Source organism: Coleofasciculus sp. B1-GNL1-01 (assembly GCF_040220235.1).
In the GTDB taxonomy this organism is placed as follows: Bacteria; Cyanobacteriota; Cyanobacteriia; order Cyanobacteriales; family Coleofasciculaceae; genus Coleofasciculus.
This window is the reverse complement of sequence record NZ_JAVJTO010000097.1, coordinates 26,838-44,526: the sequence shown is the minus strand read 5'-3', so window position 1 is coordinate 44,526 and position 17,689 is coordinate 26,838. Positions and strand designations below refer to the sequence as shown.

Annotated in this window: 13 protein-coding genes; 3 read left to right on the top strand and 10 right to left on the bottom strand. The window is 44.5% G+C overall.

The genetic code is table 11. The annotated features are described in order from the left end of the window. Window positions 1-411 precede the first annotated feature (411 nt). From RID53_RS24160 to yidD, 6 genes are all read right to left on the bottom strand, one after another. Window positions 412-879 (bottom strand): CYTH domain-containing protein, encoded by a 468-nt coding sequence (locus tag RID53_RS24160; RefSeq protein ID WP_446390524.1) that lies wholly within the window; start codon window positions 877-879, stop codon window positions 412-414. Window positions 880-1,021: 142 nt separating this feature from the next. Continuing rightward, a complete protein-coding gene (locus tag RID53_RS24155; protein ID WP_446390523.1) occupies window positions 1,022-2,557 on the bottom strand; it encodes a site-2 protease family protein in 1,536 nt (511 codons plus the stop codon). An 82-nt stretch (window positions 2,558-2,639) separates the two neighbouring features. Further along, window positions 2,640-3,563, bottom strand: a complete 924-nt coding sequence (gene murQ, locus RID53_RS24150; RefSeq protein WP_446390522.1) for an N-acetylmuramic acid 6-phosphate etherase — start codon at window positions 3,561-3,563, stop codon at window positions 2,640-2,642. A 138-nt stretch (window positions 3,564-3,701) separates the two neighbouring features. Beyond that, window positions 3,702-4,076, bottom strand: a complete 375-nt coding sequence (locus RID53_RS24145; protein WP_446390521.1) for a DUF3110 domain-containing protein — start codon at window positions 4,074-4,076, stop codon at window positions 3,702-3,704. Between the two features lie 132 nt (window positions 4,077-4,208). Next, complete coding sequence (locus tag RID53_RS24140; protein ID WP_446390520.1) at window positions 4,209-4,913, bottom strand: M15 family metallopeptidase; 705 nt, start codon at window positions 4,911-4,913, stop codon at window positions 4,209-4,211. Window positions 4,914-5,526: 613 nt separating this feature from the next. Beyond that, a complete protein-coding gene (gene yidD / locus RID53_RS24135) occupies window positions 5,527-5,781 on the bottom strand; it encodes a membrane protein insertion efficiency factor YidD (protein ID WP_446390519.1) in 255 nt (84 codons plus the stop codon). A 47-nt stretch (window positions 5,782-5,828) separates the two neighbouring features. Between yidD and RID53_RS24130 the strand changes: the two genes are divergently transcribed. Continuing rightward, a complete protein-coding gene (locus tag RID53_RS24130; protein WP_446390518.1) occupies window positions 5,829-6,536 on the top strand; it encodes a diacylglycerol/polyprenol kinase family protein in 708 nt (235 codons plus the stop codon). Window positions 6,537-6,559: 23 nt separating this feature from the next. On the opposite strand, the gene RID53_RS24125 is transcribed toward RID53_RS24130, so the two are convergent. Beyond that, window positions 6,560-7,150 (bottom strand): hypothetical protein, encoded by a 591-nt coding sequence (locus RID53_RS24125; RefSeq protein WP_446390517.1) that lies wholly within the window; start codon window positions 7,148-7,150, stop codon window positions 6,560-6,562. Between the two features lie 839 nt (window positions 7,151-7,989). Here RID53_RS24125 and RID53_RS24120 point away from each other — a divergent pair. Together RID53_RS24120 and RID53_RS24115 are read left to right on the top strand one after the other, a co-directional pair. Next, complete coding sequence (locus tag RID53_RS24120) at window positions 7,990-9,612, top strand: TM0106 family RecB-like putative nuclease (RefSeq protein ID WP_446390526.1); 1,623 nt, start codon at window positions 7,990-7,992, stop codon at window positions 9,610-9,612. A gap of 158 nt (window positions 9,613-9,770) precedes the next feature. Continuing rightward, window positions 9,771-10,022, top strand: a complete 252-nt coding sequence (locus RID53_RS24115; protein ID WP_446357609.1) for a hypothetical protein — start codon at window positions 9,771-9,773, stop codon at window positions 10,020-10,022. Between the two features lie 301 nt (window positions 10,023-10,323). Here RID53_RS24115 and RID53_RS24110 read toward each other — a convergent pair whose 3' ends face one another. The 3 genes from RID53_RS24110 to RID53_RS24100 are packed head-to-tail and all read right to left on the bottom strand — an operon-like array spanning window position 10,324 to window position 17,677. Beyond that, window positions 10,324-13,212: a pPIWI_RE module domain-containing protein gene (locus RID53_RS24110; RefSeq protein WP_446390516.1), complete on the bottom strand. Its 2,889-nt coding sequence runs from the start codon at window positions 13,210-13,212 to the stop codon at window positions 10,324-10,326. 20 nt (window positions 13,213-13,232) lie between these two features. Beyond that, window positions 13,233-16,436 carry a pPIWI_RE_Z domain-containing protein gene (locus RID53_RS24105; protein ID WP_446390515.1) on the bottom strand — a complete coding sequence of 1,068 codons (3,204 nt, stop codon included), beginning with the start codon at window positions 16,434-16,436 and terminating at the stop codon, window positions 13,233-13,235. Beyond that, window positions 16,433-17,677: a restriction endonuclease-related protein gene (locus tag RID53_RS24100; protein ID WP_446390514.1), complete on the bottom strand. Its 1,245-nt coding sequence runs from the start codon at window positions 17,675-17,677 to the stop codon at window positions 16,433-16,435. Before RID53_RS24100 ends, RID53_RS24105 begins: the two co-directional genes overlap by 4 nt. Window positions 17,678-17,689: the final 12 nt, after the last annotated feature.

Here is a 17,689-nt window from a genome sequence, read left to right as displayed (position 1 = left end):
TGAAAACGGTAAAAGCCTTATGTAACATTGTTGATGGCATTTTGCTGTTCTAATTTATAAGGTGGTTCTCGCAATCGGATTTGGTATGAATAGTCCTGGTTGCCCTAATTTTCTCTCATCACAATGAATTAGCCCTGCCTTCAAAAGGGGGAAGCCAAAGGATGCTTCGCTTTTTTGGCAGGGGGAAGCCAGCGGATGCTTCGCTTTTATTGCATGGGGAAACCAGAGGATGCTTCGCTTTTATTGCACGGGGATTTAGGGGGATCGACAATGTACCGCATAGCAGAGCAAACTGCTGTATTAGGGGTGAGAAAGCCGGACATCATATAAATTTATGGGTGAGGCAGGGCGGGTTTTGTTGTTAAGTTATGGGGGAATATGTGAATTGAGTCCCTAAACCCGCCCCTACATTTATGACCACTGACTAAATGGATGCCGGACTAAATTAGCATTGTAATAGTTAGGATCTCCAGTTACTTCTTGACCAATCCAATTGGGTAACTCTACATCTTGATTTTCATCAGTTAGTTCGACTTCGGCAATAATCAATCCTTCATTCTCACCGATAAACTCATCCACTTCCCAAACTAATTTCTTATCCTCAATCCTATAGCGCGTTTTTTCAATCAAAGGGCGATCGCACAATGTCTCTAGCATTTCTTGAGCATCTGATCCAGGAATAGGATACTCGTACTCAACTCTAGAAAAATTATCGGTTTTCCCTTTAATCGTCAGATAGCCTTGATCTCCAACTAAACGCACTCGAACCGTCGTTAGGTTTTGGGTAGCAATATAACCTTGACGATAGAGCATTCCTTGACTCAGGGTGCGCCATTGATCGCCTTTAACTAAAAATTTCCGTTCAATTTCAATTGCCATTGCTGCAACTTTGGAACAAAAAATATAATAAGTAGTCGGACTTTCATTAAAGTTGATGGTTGAAATTAAGGAACAGGGAACAGGGAACACTAATTTAATTTTTTCTCCCCCAGCTCCCCCTACTCCCCCTACTCCCCCTACCTTAACTACCAATACCCAAACGCACCGCTAACGCTGGCGTGAAGGGAATCAATGTTGCCACCATTAAAAATAGCGCCACTAAGCCTAAAATGGCTCTCGTATCATCCGGTTCGGTAATTTCATTGAGACTCGGACGCTCCAAAGAACGCTGCAAAAACAAAATGATAATTGCCCAATACAAAATCAATGGATTAGAGGGATTTGCTAATGCCACAATTCCCAAGATAACCAACGTTGCAATCGTCGTGCGGCGAGCCGTTTTGCGTCCATAGATAGCCTGAACAACCCGCCCCCCATCTAACTGTCCGGCTGGCATTAAATTCAACGCACTAATCACTAACCCCAGCCAACCCATAATCGTTAAGGGGTGAACGTCAACAAGGGGTGCTTGCAGAGAATTCCCCAAAATAATCCGGGCTAACCCACCAACCAAAACCGAACCTTGGAAAAATTGCGCCGGAACCTGAAAGGTACTGCCTTGATGAGACAAAACTAAGCCCAACAACAGTAGGAAAACAGACGCAATCCCACCCGCCGCCGGTCCAGCTAAGGAAATGTCGAACAAAGCTTTACGATTAGGAACCAATGATTCAAAGCGGGTAATTGCCCCAAAGGAACCAATTTGTAAACTGGGAATAAAAAATGGGAAACTCAGGCGAACCTGATGACGCCGTGCTGCCCACCAATGACCAAGTTCGTGAACTGCCAAAACTGTGCAAATTCCCAAACCTAAGGGCAAGGTTTCCTTCACCCGTTCAGGTGCGGTAAACAAATCAAAATTGAGCAAAAATCCAGCCGCTTCTAAGCTAGTAACAATGGTAGCCACCAGCAAGACTCCTGCCAAAATTTTCTGGGGAATCGTTAGCGGTTGGGGATCATTACTACTGGGGAGAATAATCACCACGGGTTTTCCTTCGGGATCTTCAACTAAAAAGAGTCGGTAGCGGTCATCCAACCGTTGTTCTAAACTGGCAGATAAACGGGAATGCACCGCCTCAGGCTCACCGCCACGCAGATTCCCCTTAAATATCACCCCTTCCTGATAGGGAATGGTTTCTGTGGCAAAAAATGTATCGATACCAAAAATTCCCTGGATAGTCTTCAGATCTTCTGGCGAAATGGGGATTACTTCAGTCCCGGCGGGACCACTACTCTCTGGTGATGGGGCGGTTGCTGAGGTGTCTTCTGGCGGTGACACATTTTGACTGTCGTTGGTATCAGATTTCTCATGGAGTAACTGGTTGGCACGCTTTTGCAAGACGGCATCTTGACCTTCTTCCCGCAACCGTTTGCCGAGGAAAATATAGATCCCGGTTGAAACCACTAATAAAAATAAGATACCAACAATATTCAGATAAATTCCGCCAGCCAATAGGACAAAAAATATCAGCCAGGGAACCGTCAACACCAGGGACTGCAACCAGGCGAGTATGCCGAGTCTACCGTAAGTTCTGGCACGCCTATATCCCCAACCGATGACACCAAGGGCGACAAGGAGAAGTAAAACTGTTGCAGTCGTCTCTGATCCGTTGAACATGTTTAATGAAACTTGTAGCAGCAAAAGCCAATAGTTCTACTGTAGCTGAGTAGGGAAGCTGCGGAAAGTCGCTGTTGACAAATCACTCCCCACTTTTTTGATAGCTGAGTAACGCTTGTCTGAGATTGCCTTGCTGTTGACTCAACAGGCGATCGCAGACGGGGGCATCTTCTCCTGTCCAATGCATCAGCAGTGCCAGTTTCACCCGGCGTCCGCTGCGTTCGAGTAAAAATCCGGCTTCGTCTCGGCTCAGGTCAGTCAGGTCTTGTAGAATTCTTAAAGCACGGTCATGGAGTTTTTTATTGGTGACGGCGACATCAACCATGCGATTGCCGTAGACTTTGCCGAGTTGCACCATCACACCCGTAGACAGGATATTCAATACCATTTTGGTCACAGTTCCGGCTTTTAAGCGTGTTGAACCCGCGAGAATTTCTGGACCCACGAGTAAGCGAATATCTAAATCTACCTCATAACTGACTTGTTCAGCGGGGACACAGGCAAGCAAAATTGTCGTAGCGCCGCGTTGTCGTGCCGCTTGCAATGCCCCACGCACATAGGGTGTTGTCCCACCTGCGGTAATGCCAACCACGACATCCAGTTCCGTCACCTGGCGGTGCGCGATCGCTTCGATGCCATCTTCTTCCCTATCTTCCAAGTTTTCTGAACTCCGGATTAACGCCCCAGCACCGCCAGCGATAACGCCTTGTACCAGTTCAGGGGGTGTACAAAAGGTGGGAGGACATTCAGCCGCATCCAGTACCCCTAAGCGTCCGCTAGTCCCTGCACCGATATAAAAGAGACGCCCCCCTTGTTTCAGGGCTTGCGCCGTCCGATCAATCGCTTGTGCCAGTTGAGTTCTAACGGCGGCGATCGCCCGAATCGTTTTCTCATCCTCGCGATTAAACAAATCCACTAACTCTAGCGAGGTAAGCTGATCGAGATTTTGACTTTGAGGGTTTACCTGTTCCGTTAGCAGATAACCTCGTTCCTCCAACTTTTTCATCTGATTGATTGTAAGTGTATTTCCGAACTACATTAAGTTCTGTCAATATTCCTCAAACTCTTACGAATGACGAATGACAAATGACAAATGACAAATGACAAATGACAATCGCCACCGTTAACTTGGAATTTTCTCACCTTACAACAATCCCTCTAGTTGACGGCGAATTCGATCCAGATCAGACATCTCTGGTTCTTGAGTTGGCGTCGCATCAGGTTGCCAGTCTGTTTTTTCCACATTTGTTTCTGGCGGTAATGCCAACATCCCGGTTTCAACGAGTTGGCACTCATAGCCCGCACTTTGGCAGAATTCTTCAATTTCCTCAATCTCCAGCGCTTCCACAGAGGGATTGGGGAAATCCTGGGCTTCCAGCATCCCGCCAAAACGGATGGCGTCATCCTCTGACTCAAACATCAACACCACATTGCGATCGCCGATTTGCAGGGTGTGAATCCCCTCGTTTTCGCTACGAGCATTGAATAAGAGAACATAAACTTGTTTCGGTGCAACCATAACCTGTTCAGATGGGAGTGATCGACAGACAAAAAAATCGTCTTTACTCAGATTAATACCAAATCCGCTTTTGTTACCCCCTTGATAGTTGGGTTACTTTTTCCTTAGAACCTTCTGCCCTCTGCCTTGTTCTTAATCATCAGCCACTCGACCATAACGAGCGATAAACCTCTGGCTTGGGTTCTGTTGATGGCACAACCACGCCCACATCTGATCGCCGCAGCAGAAATGCCACCACTCCCCTGGATGACGCTGAAATCCTGCCTTTTGCATGATATCCCGTAACAATTGCCGATGGGCATGATAGGGGAGGTGTAACTCCTGGGCGTAGTAATCTGGCTCAGATCGGGGGGAGAGTTCGTCAATCGCTGAACCCATGTCAATCGTCTCATTCTTCTCATTGACGAGTGTAATATCTACGGCAGCACCCGTACTATGAGGCGGTGGGGTTAAGGGGTCAGGACTCGGTAACGCCCAGATTTGATAAACTTGCTGCCAGATCATCTGGCGTTCAGTTTCCGATAGAGTCGCTGGGTTTAGGTTTTGCGATCGCACCACTTCTGCAAAGGTATGGTTGACCATAAATTCCTGAACCGCTACAGGACGATAGGCATCAAAAATCAGGATACGCCAACCCGGACATCGCTGTTGCAGGTAAGTTTGAGCTGTGATTAATGCCTCTAACACCGTCTGGCGCAAATGGTAGGGCGATGTCTTCCCGTAAGGAGCGCCCAGTTTTTCATAAGGATGAAGGGATTCCACGGCGAACCGCTCCAAGGGTATGGGAACGAGGGGTTCTCCACAGTCTCGAATCGGAATCTGGTAATAGGGTTTCATTGTTCTTTGTCTTTAGTCATCAGTCCTTTGTTTTCTAGCATTGCCATCCGACTAATGACTCAAAACACGTACAAGAAATCCCCTGACCGTCAGAACAAGCGCTCAGGGGCTAAAGAATACAGTGTTTCCTCTTAGAACATATCCAACTCAAAGAGCGAAATAATCCGTATATTTCCGGAACTTTGCTAGCTAGTTCATTTGTATCACCGTAGAATCACGGAGAAATTTGTGTACTTTTGTAAATAAATGTTAAATTAATCAAAGAAGACAGACTGTCAGGGTAAGACCTATAAAGAAAAAGGACTTACGTTTCGACACGGAGATACTGCTTAGATAACTCAATGGCGTAAGTCCTTGATAAGTCGTATGTGCTTAACTACTATTGTGTATTTCTACTTACGTAATTTCCTCAGCAATAGTAATGAATCTTAATACGCGATTTAGCGGATTTATCTCTCTTGGCGAAATCTGTAAAACTCACCTCTACAACTGGGCGGGCGCGAGTAGAGACGTTGCATGCAACGTCTCTACAATGGTGCCGAAAGTCCTAATCGATATGTCTACTGCTATAAGTTATCAGTGTGTGCCAAAACGTTATCTGTAAAACCCGCCCCTACAGATCGGCTCCCCCAGCTTCCCTCTCATCCTTGGGAGTTGCGTCCGGAATCGGATCATAACCGCCTGGATGAAATGGATGACAGCGTAAGATGCGCCGCAGTGCGAGGATACTCCCACGCCACGGTCCAAAGCGTTCAATGGCTTGTAGGGCATAGGTTGAACAGGTTGGATGAAATCGACAGGTTGGCGGAAAGATAGGGGAAATTAAAGTTCTGTAGGCTCGAATCAGCCAAATTAATAAAATTTTCATCATGTAATAGAGTGTTATAGGCACTCCTCTGTTATTCGGGTTAACTCTTGCTTGACTCAATACCTTTGTTAGAATCAATTCCGGTGTTATGGCTCCACATTAGTATTGTGGCACTAGGGCTAGGCGTGATTGTGCTATCCGCTGAGACACTCCATCGCCGGACTTCTACGAATTCAGAATTAGCACGCAAAGTTGTTCATATCGGTACTGGCAATGTGATTTTGGTGGCTTGGTGGTTACAAATTCCCGCCTGGGTTGGTATAACCGCATCCATCATCGCTAGCGCGATCGCACTTTTGTCGTATTATGTGCCATTGCTGCCCGGTATCAACAGTGTGGGACGTAGAAGTTTTGGCACATTCTTCTATGCAGTGAGTATAGGTATCCTCATCGCTTGGTTTTGGTCACCCCATCACTTCCACTATGCCGCAATTGGAATTTTAATCATGACCTGGGGAGATGGACTAGCGGGATTAATTGGTCAGCGATTTGGGCAGCATAAGTACCAAATCTGGGGGATGACAAAAAGCTGGGAAGGTTCTTTGACAATGACTCTAATCAGCTATGGGGTCAGTTGTTTAATTCTACTTGGGGTTCAGGGTCATGTTTGGCAAACGTGGTTACTCCCTATCGCTGTGGCGTTAGGGGCTACCGGTTTAGAACTGTTCTCAAAGTGGGGTATGGATAATCTTACCGTACCTGTAGCCAGTGCTGCTTTGGCGTTTTACCTTCATCAACTATTTCCCTTAGTCTGAGTTTTGAGTGTGTAAGGGCGGGTTTAAGTCAGTAACATTCGCTTGAAAATAGTCCTGATTGCGGCAATAGCGATACAAGCGATACCCCCTATTTCTAATATCCAGTTCATCCTTAATCCGGCTACTTGCCAACCGATCAAGGCATCAATATGATGAAAGGATGAGGCACGAATGACAATAAAACAAGAAAGGAACATTAAACCTAAAAGCGCTAACCGATAGGTTTGCCGTTCAGCATAGATGGCGCGTCCAATTACCGAAACTAAAAGTAACGCCGCAATCACAATTCCTAGAATAAATTGCGTCTGAACCATCCGACGCTGCTGATACCAACCCTGAGATAGCGCTAATTCCTTGCCTACTACAGTCACCAAAGACTGTAGATCTAATTGCTTATTAATACCTAGCAATAATAAAAGAATAGCGAAGAATCCCCATAGCCAACGAATTTGACTCACTCGCTGTAGAGGGAAGACGAGCCGATGAGGTAAGGCACTGATCAGGCACAATAACGCTGTGATAAAATACGCTACGACTGTAAACCAGCCCATAAACGTAGGATCACCGATTCCGGGTTGCCAGTGACCATTAATAATAACTGCGAAAAGTTGCATCCTGTGTGGAAAAAAGTTTTAAGTTTTGAGGACAGTAAGTAGGTGGGGACAATTAAATTTAACGGCTTTGATCGTCATTCGTCATTCGTCATTCGTCATTCGATTATGTAAGGGTTTGAGGAACATTCACAGAACTTAACATAGTTCGGCTTATTTCCACCAACCTACTTAGGGAAAAGTTGATTGGGTCATCCAGTTTTTTGGATTGATCGTTCCATTTTAACTTAAGATGAGCGGCTCTTGTATTTCTGCCGCGCTGCACTAGTGCAAGACGGCAGAAATATAGCGCTACGCGCTAGGCTTTCTTGCAATAGGCAATGGGCTTTCTTTGAAGAAAAACACTGACTCATCAAGGGATTGAGCGATTTAAATTTTTCTTCTTTTGTCCTAACCTGTGTGCGTAGTGCTATAACTGAACAGCTAATATCTCCCCCTGCTTCCCCTGCTTCCCCTGCTTCCCCTGCTTCCCCTGCTTCCCCTGCTTCATCGTATCTACGAAGCTGCTCAAGTATTTCCGCAGCACTGCACTAGCGACTCCGTACCTACGTCGCCCCGCTATCCCTCCCCCTGATGGCGCGTGGAGGACGGGGATTCCCGCGATTCATGTTGAGTTTTGAGTGTGTAGGGGCGGGTTTATGAACTTTCACACAAGCTATAAATGATAACGTTTATTCAAAACCCGCCCTAACCGAGTTTTAAGCTACGAGTTTTGAATTATGAATTTAAAGTCCTTGTTCCCTGTGCTACGAAAAATGACGGAGCGTGCTTGGCGCTTCGCGAATATGAGCAATCACCAATCCTCCATCACAAATTCCCAATCCCCAATCCTCAATGAAGCTATGCTGCTGACGGATGAATTGCTCCTCTATTACAAACGCTGTCGGCGTCGAGCGTTTCTCGATTATTCGGGTGATCCGAGTCAAAAAGATCCGCCCCAAGATTTTCTGCTGAAACTGCGCCAAGATAGTTCGGCGCATCGGCAAGCTATCCTCAAAAGCGCAGAATACGAGGGAAGCTATGGTTCTGCGGGAGAAAGTCCACTCCTATCCTTGTTACCGACTGGAGCAAACCTGACACCGATACAAACCCCTAACTATGGGCGAGATGATTGGCAAGCGGGAGCGCAGGCGACGTGGGAGTTGATGCAGCAAGGCGTCGATTGTATCGCTAAGGGACTTTTGCTCAGGCAAACGGTTGAGGGAGTCACGCTGCTGGGTTCTCCTGATTTATTGCTCAAACAGCCGGGACACTCGATTTTCGGGGATTGGATGTATGTTCCAGTCTCGATTAAATTCGGCAGGCGGGCTAAGGCAGATTATCAAATCATCGCGGCGTTTCATGCCCATCTTTTGGCTGAAATACAGGGGAGTTTGCCCAGTCAGGCTTGGTTAATTTTACGTCGTCAAAATGCCTACTCGGTGACTCTGGATAAATGGCTACCCCTGATGCAAGCGGATTTGGCAGACTGTATCCAAACGTTGGGACAAGCTCAAGCACCGGAAGTCTTTATTTCACGGCAAAAATGCGGTCTTTGCCATTGGCATAGTAGCTGTTATGCGATCGCCCAATCTCAAAAGCATATTTCGTTGATACCCGGTGTTACGCCAAAGCGCTACCAAAGTTTACAGGAGTTAGGGATAACGACGGTGGAATCCCTTGCCCAAGCTGAAATTAGCACCTTGGCATCCGAGTTTGGCAACGAAGTGGCATTAAATTTAGTGCAACAGGCTCAATCGATTCAGTACAATCGGGTGATTCTGCGTCAGAGATTTGAGCCAGCGACGGAGACTCCACCATTCGACAGGTTGACGGAATCGGAGAACAATGCAAATGGTGCTGGAGTTAATTCTTACTCAGAGTTTCAGCCTTCGATGGGATATACGGATCGATTACCCCAAGCCTCTGTCGAACTCTTCTTTGATATCGAGGCTCAACCCGACTTAAACCTGGACTATTTACTAGGTATCTTGGTAGTTGATCGCTCCACCAATACTGAGACATTTCACCCCTTCTTGGCAGAACATCCCGACGATGAAGCCCTCATCTGGCAGCAATTTTTAGAGTTGGTGTGGCTCTACCCCGATGCTCCCATCTTTCATTTTTCGGATTATGAAGTCGAAACCGTCAAGCGCTTAGCTAAACTTTACAAAACCCCCTTCACCCACCTACAGCCCTTACTGTCGCGCTTTGTCGATGTTCATCAGCAGGTTATGAGTACCGTAACCTTACCCGTGGAAAGCTATTCACTCAAACATTTAGCGCGGTGGTTAGGCTTTGAGTGGCGCGATGCGGCGGTAACGGGTTCTCAATGCGTCTGTCTCTATGAACAGTGGCTGACAACAGGCGATCGCACGGTACTGGAGATTATTCAACGCTACAATGAAGATGATTGCCGTGCTACTTATCACTTGAAGGACTGGTTATGCGGATTTTTGCAGGCAAATGCTTCCACCTTTGCCTGAAGAATGCGAAGTTATGCAAAGATTTCTGAAAAAAGCTGAACTGGTTATTAATATTACAATTTTCTCTAATCAATCAATGTTAGCGTAGATAGCATTGAGGGTTTCGCAGTCGTTGAATCGGATGGAAGCCCTCTAGGAACTTTTAAGAGGTGATTGCTATGCTTCCAATCTTCCTGATTCTCTTGATCAGCGCCATCGCAAGTCTCTGGCTGTCTTTACGCGCCTCTCACGAAGTTTCCCGGGTTTTAGCTATAGGTAGTGCTATATTTTGCTTAATTTTTGGGTTTGCTATGGCACCGTGGGCTATTCAGGTTTTGATTGTTCTGTCGCTTCTGGGGATCGAACGGTTATATCCCTTCCGGAAAACAGCCGCTGAATTGGTTACTCTCTCTCCTACCAAAAGACGGTAGTTTTTGACGTTAAGGTCTACTTCAGACTACCATTCGACCAGGGATTCTATTCCCCCAATCTATAACAGAAAAAATTTAATAAATGAATACCCCAGCTTTAACGCTGGGGTATTTTGATCGGAAGTTTCTCTAGGACATCGGTCAAGAAACCGGGTTTCTTGGGGTGAAAGCTTGATATTTCGTTGTTATCCTCATGAAAAACCCGGTTTCTCGGAATACTTGACCGATCTGATAGTTTCCCCAGTGCAAATGTATTATGCCAAGACTCAAGCTTTATCCCTGGACGTGCTAGAGTACAGCGCTAGTCATCAAATTGCTCGTAATCGTCATCTAGCATGAGGACATAATCAGCCATCTGTTTAGCGTAATGAAGGACTCTAGGCACTTCTAAGAAGTCTTCGTATTGCAAAACGCCATGACGGGATTCGTGAGCGATCGCGGCTAAGTCGAGTAAGTTGTCCTTGTCATCGTCTTGATAGTAACCTATGGTAATCTCAACCAGAGAAGGGTGCCTCCAAGATTTTTCGGGTTGCTCTATCCTCGATAAATTGTTGGCAATGTCACTCATCGTCGAAGACTTCTTACCAAGACTAAAAAATACACGGTCATTGTCTAAATTCCTGAATAGACCAGTAATAAATCCAGATACTTTTTTTCCCTTCATGCCAAACCACTCTGATGTTTCATCCCCAGAGCGTAATCGGATAACCCGCAGTCCAGGGAATTCCTCAAAAACAGGTTGGTCTCGCTCGGCAAACGATAATCCCTTGACGGAAATTTGTCTATCCTGTAGCCACGTCCATTGCTGACGGATATTCTGAGCTAAACAGTAAAGTAATGTCGGCTTACCTCTTAACTCTTTTTTGTTGAGAGTCTGCTGAATAAATGTTCTAATTTTAGCTTTACTTTTATCGTCATTGGTAAAGCCTTTTCCCTCCTTGTTTATGCGAGTCAAGGCTTCATGATATGGTATCCACGATTCTAAACCGGGGAAAATAGCAGTGATTTCAGCCGTCCGAGAAGACATTTTGACAATGACGGGAATTGTTTGGGGTTTCGCATCAGCGCTAGTTTCGGAAGTACGATTGACCAACCATAGCCCTACTTCATTGATAGGAGTATCTGGGTCTACATTGGGAAGTGTTAGGTAAGATGGAGCCATCCGCACTCCTAGAGAGCGCAATAGGTCGATAAAGCTACTGATCGCTTTTTGAGAATAACTTGTTGGTTTGGGAGTAATAAACTGGCTGACAAGTCCCTGATCCGCAAAACCGAGACGAATCGCACGTTTTGGGTCTCCCCAAGGGGCTAACTTATATTTAGTTTCATTTCCTTTACCCTCGTCCTTTCTTTCTACAAACTTCCAATGTTTTTTATCATAAAGTTCAAACCAAACCCCCACTTTACCACGTAGTTTTGATTGAACAGGCTGCACAAGAGCAGCGACTTCACGCCTTCGCTTCTTTATCGCTTTTTCTCGCTCTGTACTCTTCGGTTTAAATTCAGGAGATAAATCTAAGCGTTGTGCTAAACCAGCCACTTCCTCCACACAGATAGTCACTGTTAAACCTTCCGGGAACGAGTAACTTCCGGGTTCTGCATCTGGCAACCCTAAGCAGTACTTTATTGCTTTGAGACGTTCTACCAGATTTTCTTCGTTGATGTACCAAATCCAAATGGTTAAATGTTCGCCAACGGATGAACAAATTGCACGCCGCAATGTTGCTTGTTCACCACTACGCTCTTCATAAAACTGCTCCAGCCTCTCCTGAAATTTATTGTCCTTCTCTTCTGGTTCTGGTTTCCAGCTAAGACGTTCTGACTCCTGTTTTTTTAAGAGTTCTTGGCGGCGCAATTGGTAATCTGATTCAGACTCTCTTTTTTTCTTGATACATTTTTTTAGTTCAGTTTCCTGTTTGCTTAACAATCTTTCTTCTCTGACGGCAAATTGCTTTTCGGTTTCTGCTTTTTTTCTAAGGATAGGCTCATCAAAACTTTTTTTGGGCTTTTTCAAGTCAAAGAACTGACTTGACTGCTTGTCTGTATCATATTTCTCACGTTGACAATCTATCGGTTGCCAATAGTCTTTTAAGACATCAGCTATTTGGCTTAAGAGTTCGTTAGTATTAGCTGTAGGTAATCCTTTCGCTACTTTATGGTTGGGTTTCATCCCTTCTTTATAGGCAATGCCAATGTTAGGTTTACCGCTTAAAGCGTCTGAGGGATTAGCTACTATTTGTTGCGGAGTCACTGAAAGAATGTCTAATTTTTCCAACAATATAGCTAGGTTTTCATCCCAGTCTGCTACACCTTTCTTTAATACCATCCGGCAAGAAAGAAAATAGTCTGTCCACTGATCAGGATTTAGTGCTTGTCCCCAATTCAGTTGGGCGCGGATGCAGGCGTTACTACCGTGATTTTTTGACAATTTAGAATCGTTTACACTGAGCCAGCGCCTAATGCTTGGCTTAACATCTAATCGGGGATAATGCAAATCAGGTTCCTGTACCATCCTCACTGTTAAAACTATTGAATAATAGTAAGTTTGTCCGTCTTCTGTATAATTTAACGGCTGCCAAGATATTAACTCGGCTCCTTGCCCACTTGATGGTATCGTTCGGTAAAACTGAAGTTTTTCGCCATCCACTTCAAACTTTAATCCTGGTTGGGTTAGTTCTTTCGCTAGAATGTGAGGCAACAAAATAAAATCATTGCCAGAGAGTTTAGCGGTTCCATTTGGATACGTTGTAAACTGCTTTGGATAGGATACCTCTTTCCTTTCCCAAACCAATTTTTCGGCAGACAGATAACTCATCGCCAATTCTCGTTCCTGAGCAGTGATGCCAACTTTCCTTTTATTACTTGGTTTTTCGGGAAATTCTGTATCTATCCAATAAGATAAAATAGCCTCCAAATATTTTGGGGGGAGTTGGTGGGGGCTGTATAACCAAAACTCCCCTGGTTTCGGCGACGGTTTGCCAATGTAAATTAAACCAGGAGCTAGTGTTAATGCTCTATTGAGAGACTTCACGGGAAGGCTGGCTTGTTCAATCGCTTTATTATCCCGCTTGGCAGTAAGTCGTCTTATTTGTTGCTTGGCATCATCGGGAAACTTTAATCCAAAAAACTCTTGAGGTGGCAAGTCAGATTTTAAGTGGAAAGCGCATAAACGGATTGTTGGGTAGACCATGAGTAATAACCTATAAGTAATTAGAGATTGACTTGGGGTAAACCAGAAAGCTTTCTAGTTTTAGCGATCGCACAATAAAAAGGGCGATAGAGAGATTGTACAACCAAGCGATTGCGCCGAGGAATTTGTGGATCATTTTCAAAATAAGGACGCAGTAAATTTACAATCCCGACCAGGACACTGGTAGCAGCAATATCTTCTTTTCCATCTTGGTTTCTAGCAGTATTTATCCCAAATTTAGCGTCGCACCAAAAAACTTGTGCATTGGCATTACCACGAATTAGACGCCCTATTACTTGCCAAAGAGAAACAAGAATATCCCACTGCACAGCCTCGCGATCGTCTACAGGTAGCGTCCTTAATTTTACTGAGAGGTGCAGCAGGTGAAGCCATTGACGATATGCCGTGTCACGAAAATCCTCGCCTAATTCCCTCAAGGTTTCCCCTGTAGCCGTTTTATAATGATCGATTGCCCAACGGTTGATGGAGTGAATGGCATAAGATAAATCATCAGGAACAGGGTGAGGTAAAACGAGAAAGTAAGCTGCTCCAATTACAGCTATTCCATTCTCATCAACAATATTATGCCCTCGCTCAAAGGCTTTAATTGGACTAATCAAAATTGTTTCCGATCTTGTCGCAAAATCCGGCGATCGTCCCCGCTGCAATGCATGACGATTATCCCGCTCATTATGCCACTCCTTATGAATTTCATCATCAGGAGATAGAGGGATAACTTGATCCTTCCATCCTAAATCAACCAGACGCTGGTAAACCCAGTCAACTTGTTCATAGCTGTTAACCATTAATGAGATTTTTCTCCCATTCAACGCTTTGAGTTTGTCAGTTAGATAATCCTCTTCTACTAACTTAGTAACAATTTGTTCTAGGTTACGACGCTTATTATCTCCTGCTCCCGACACAGAGATAGCGTTTTGATGCTTATCAAAGAAGGGTAAAAACGTTGAACTTATGACCATTTCCTTTGATGTATCTGGTACAAGTACTCCATAAACAGGTACATCAACATGATAGGCAGGTGATTTTCCCGCCCAACTTGTTCCCGACATCAGCAATAAGTGGGGACTGGCAATAGCATCTGCTTTGAATAATTCATCAAAATGCAGTAACAACCAACGTCCAACGCCCGTGCAACGAAAAAACTGTAAGCTACCTAATGACTCTTTGTAGGATTTGTGGTACTGAAATGCCAGTTGATTTCCCATTGGCATTGCTGGAATAACGGCATTAAAGTCTGGTGGGGGAGCATCAAACCACATTGAATCTGATGTATCCAGATTTAGGATTCCTTGCACCTGTCGCCATTTGATCATCATCAAGGAGAGCTTACTTTGCAGAACACAGACCAGCAAAGCAAACTCTAATTTGACGGAAATTTCATTGATTTTTTCCGAAGACAAGGGAATCGTTGCAGTTTGCTCAACCCATGTCCGAATAGCTGCACGTTTTTTGTCTTTTTTAGCCAACGGAAATAAGGGATTATGCTCGTTGTCTAAGTTTCTGATATAGAGTTCAAACGTACCCTTCATTAAGGCATCACATTGTTGAGGTTGTTCTACATTATCCGGGTCTGTCCTTGTTAGTAACGTAGCCACCTCTCGCAACAAGAGCCAGTCCGTGAAATAATGCTTAGAGTCTCGCCATTTAGCTAAGTCATTTTCATTGCTCAATAGGTGGTAGATTTTATCGGCTGTGCCGTTAGCTATACGGCAAGCGTCCCACCAATCTGAGACAATATCATTTTCAAGCAGTCTTGACTTTTTCTGCTTTAATTTGTCTTCAACATAATCGTGGAGCTTGTTCAACCAAGCATCTCTTGCAGGTCTGCACAATGTCTTATCAGGACTAAATGCTTTATCCAGATAGGCTTGGTGTTGGTCAACTTCATCCACAATGACCAAATCACTGCGCCTACAAACCAATTCAAAATACAGGATACTCTCTCGGTTTATTGATCGTGGAACCCTGCTATAAACTAAGCTTCCTGGTGTGGCAATCCAGATAGAAGCGTTAACGAGATCGCAGTTTTTTTTATGAGAGGGACATACACCGTAAGCTGGACAAGCTTTGTGCTTAGATGATAGTTCTGATTCATCTTCGTTGCTTGTCTCTATAGGTTCTAAGTTCAAACATGGCTGCATACCCATTTCAAATGGTATTTCCATCTCCGGCTTAACAGAAGGGGTCAATAGGCAAGTATTACTCAGCCATTGGAACGCCGGATGATTTTGGTTAAACGCTTCATTTGGATTAGAGTTATAAACGGCTTTGTGTAATCTATTTAAGTGGCTGGCTTTATTGGAATTCCCCAAGATAGGAGCCACATCAGTAATTCCAACTTCGGCAAACATTTTAGTCAACTCAAAGATTTGTAGCACATCCGCTACAACTAGCGTAACGTGCAATTTCTTACGCCACGCACAGACTGCCAAAACTTTCATCAAGTTGGACTTGCCGGATGACACCATCCCGACTAAATGCCGGATTTTATTGATGGTTAAAGTCTCAGCATCAACTAATTCTTGGGTATCGTTAAATACTTGTAGTTGGATTTTACTAAAAAGACTTACCCACTTTGAGTTTAGTCCCCTATTACTTCTTTGCTCATCCATCCATGCGGCTGTTTCCCTAAGTTCAGCCCAAGATAGTTGCAGTGGATTTCTCAACGGCACACCAGCTATATTGTGATTTTGTGGACGTTGGAAATTCGCAATTAGAGGCGATATCGCAACAGTTTCCTTTTTCCCTTTTACTTCACACTTATACTTTCCAGCTTTAGCCCAGGCAATCGCCTTTCTTTGCGATAACTCGACTGACTGATTTAAGGTATCGTTGTAAATCTGGAATCGGTGATTGGCAACTGTAATATTGGTTCGCCTTAGATATTGCCAAGATTCCCCTACTTCATACCCACGACTATCTGACGGAAAATCTCGATAACGCTGTAGGGCTTCGTTCCAGATAAATGGACTATCGAAGTGTGGTAAGAGATGACGAGCGATCGCTAACATTCGATACTGATTTTCCGTCCAATTTTGGCATTCTGGATGTGAGATAGGATAACCAGTCAGTAGCACCCAAAGACTGTTCGCTGTGGCGCTAGGAAGTAAGACGCTCAACAGGTAAAGTCCTAACTCGATCTCACATAACTCTTTATCTAAATCGTTCTTTAGAGGTGCATACCATTTCGTCGTATTTCTCATTTCTCACTTCCTAGCTTTTTGATAACTTTTTTGACAAAGGCACTTTCAAACATTACCTGAGATTTTTTGATCGAGACGGGACAGTAACCTCGAAATTCTTGGATGTACTCTTGACCATAACTTTTCAGTTCATCAGGAAAGACAAAAAAGGATTTATGGTAAGGCTGATGCTTGAGTTGGCGAATAGGCTGATTTACTTTTTTGGCTAAGTTATATGCTGATTCCCAAAACTTGACATCAACCGCCCAGACTGTTCCATCTGAAAAAACTAAATGTAAGTCATATTGGTCGAGTTCTGGATATAGCTTAACTTCTAATCGGTTTAACTGTTTCAATCTTCCTTCGAGTCGTAGTTCGGCTTTCCCTGGACGATGAATAAAATATCGTAAATCCTTCTTCAGCCAAAAGATTTCATCAGACTGATGCTCGGCTAAAGGGACAGGATTCTTTTTTTCTTTAGCACAATGTTTGTTCTCACATTTTAAATTATTATCTTTTGTTACATACATTAAACCGCCACAATGACCGCAGCCGTAAAAATTCTCACTTAACTTATAAGATTCTGGAGCTTTTTCATAGCTATGTATCAGAAGGTCTTGCACGAGCTTAAAATCTACAGCGCTGTCAACATAAAGTTGACCCCTTGTTACGACAGGGTTTTCTATAAGATACTTCCTAAACCTCGTATAGAGTTCCGGGTTTTGTGCGGCTTTAGTCATTACCTCATTAATTATTTTCTTTTGGAAATTACCCCATTCATCGAAGTATTCCCCTGCGGTTTCAATACAAAACCCACTCGGCTTTTGGTCTTCTATCAGTCGCTTATCGAGCCATTCTTCAGGACAATCAATTTCTATATCCCAATCTTTTAAGGGGCGCTGCGCCCATCTGGACACAAAATCAGGAACTCCTTGTATCGGTTGACGCACTCGGGCTATTAAACAAGCAAGTGCCAGCTTGTTTACCCCTAATTGCAAGACAGCCGGATAGGCTGAGAGGCTTTTGGGGATTTGGTGTTCATACTCACATAGACCCTTAGCTATCTGTTGAAGCGTACCCTCTCCTATCAGATTCACCCTATCAGGCTCTTTGACTTCCTCGCTACCCGTAACTAATGACGTCATGTCGTACCTTCTGTGTCCTGTTGGCGTCCTCATTGCCTTAATCTTTCCCGTCGCCTCCCAGCGCCTGAGGGTATCCACGCTAACCCCTATGCGCTGTGATGCTTCTTTTGGACTCACAAACTCTGGAAT

Bases quoted from the DNA above. Each gene is read 5' to 3' on its own strand.
- RID53_RS24140 (WP_446390520.1), bottom strand. From the start codon at position 4,913: ATGAAACCCTATTACCAGATTCCGATTCGAGACTGTGGAGAACCCCTC.
- RID53_RS24105 (WP_446390515.1), bottom strand. From the start codon at position 16,436: ATGAGAAATACGACGAAATGGTATGCACCTCTAAAGAACGATTTAGAT.
- RID53_RS24120 (WP_446390526.1), top strand. From the start codon at position 7,990: ATGCTGCTGACGGATGAATTGCTCCTCTATTACAAACGCTGTCGGCGT.
- RID53_RS24110 (WP_446390516.1), bottom strand. From the start codon at position 13,212: ATGGTCTACCCAACAATCCGTTTATGCGCTTTCCACTTAAAATCTGAC.
- RID53_RS24160 (WP_446390524.1), bottom strand. From the start codon at position 879: ATGGCAATTGAAATTGAACGGAAATTTTTAGTTAAAGGCGATCAATGG.
- yidD (WP_446390519.1), bottom strand. From the start codon at position 5,781: ATGAAAATTTTATTAATTTGGCTGATTCGAGCCTACAGAACTTTAATT.
- RID53_RS24155 (WP_446390523.1), bottom strand. From the start codon at position 2,557: ATGTTCAACGGATCAGAGACGACTGCAACAGTTTTACTTCTCCTTGTC.
- murQ (WP_446390522.1), bottom strand. From the start codon at position 3,563: ATGAAAAAGTTGGAGGAACGAGGTTATCTGCTAACGGAACAGGTAAAC.
- RID53_RS24125 (WP_446390517.1), bottom strand. From the start codon at position 7,150: ATGCAACTTTTCGCAGTTATTATTAATGGTCACTGGCAACCCGGAATC.
- RID53_RS24145 (WP_446390521.1), bottom strand. From the start codon at position 4,076: ATGGTTGCACCGAAACAAGTTTATGTTCTCTTATTCAATGCTCGTAGC.
- RID53_RS24115 (WP_446357609.1), top strand. From the start codon at position 9,771: ATGCTTCCAATCTTCCTGATTCTCTTGATCAGCGCCATCGCAAGTCTC.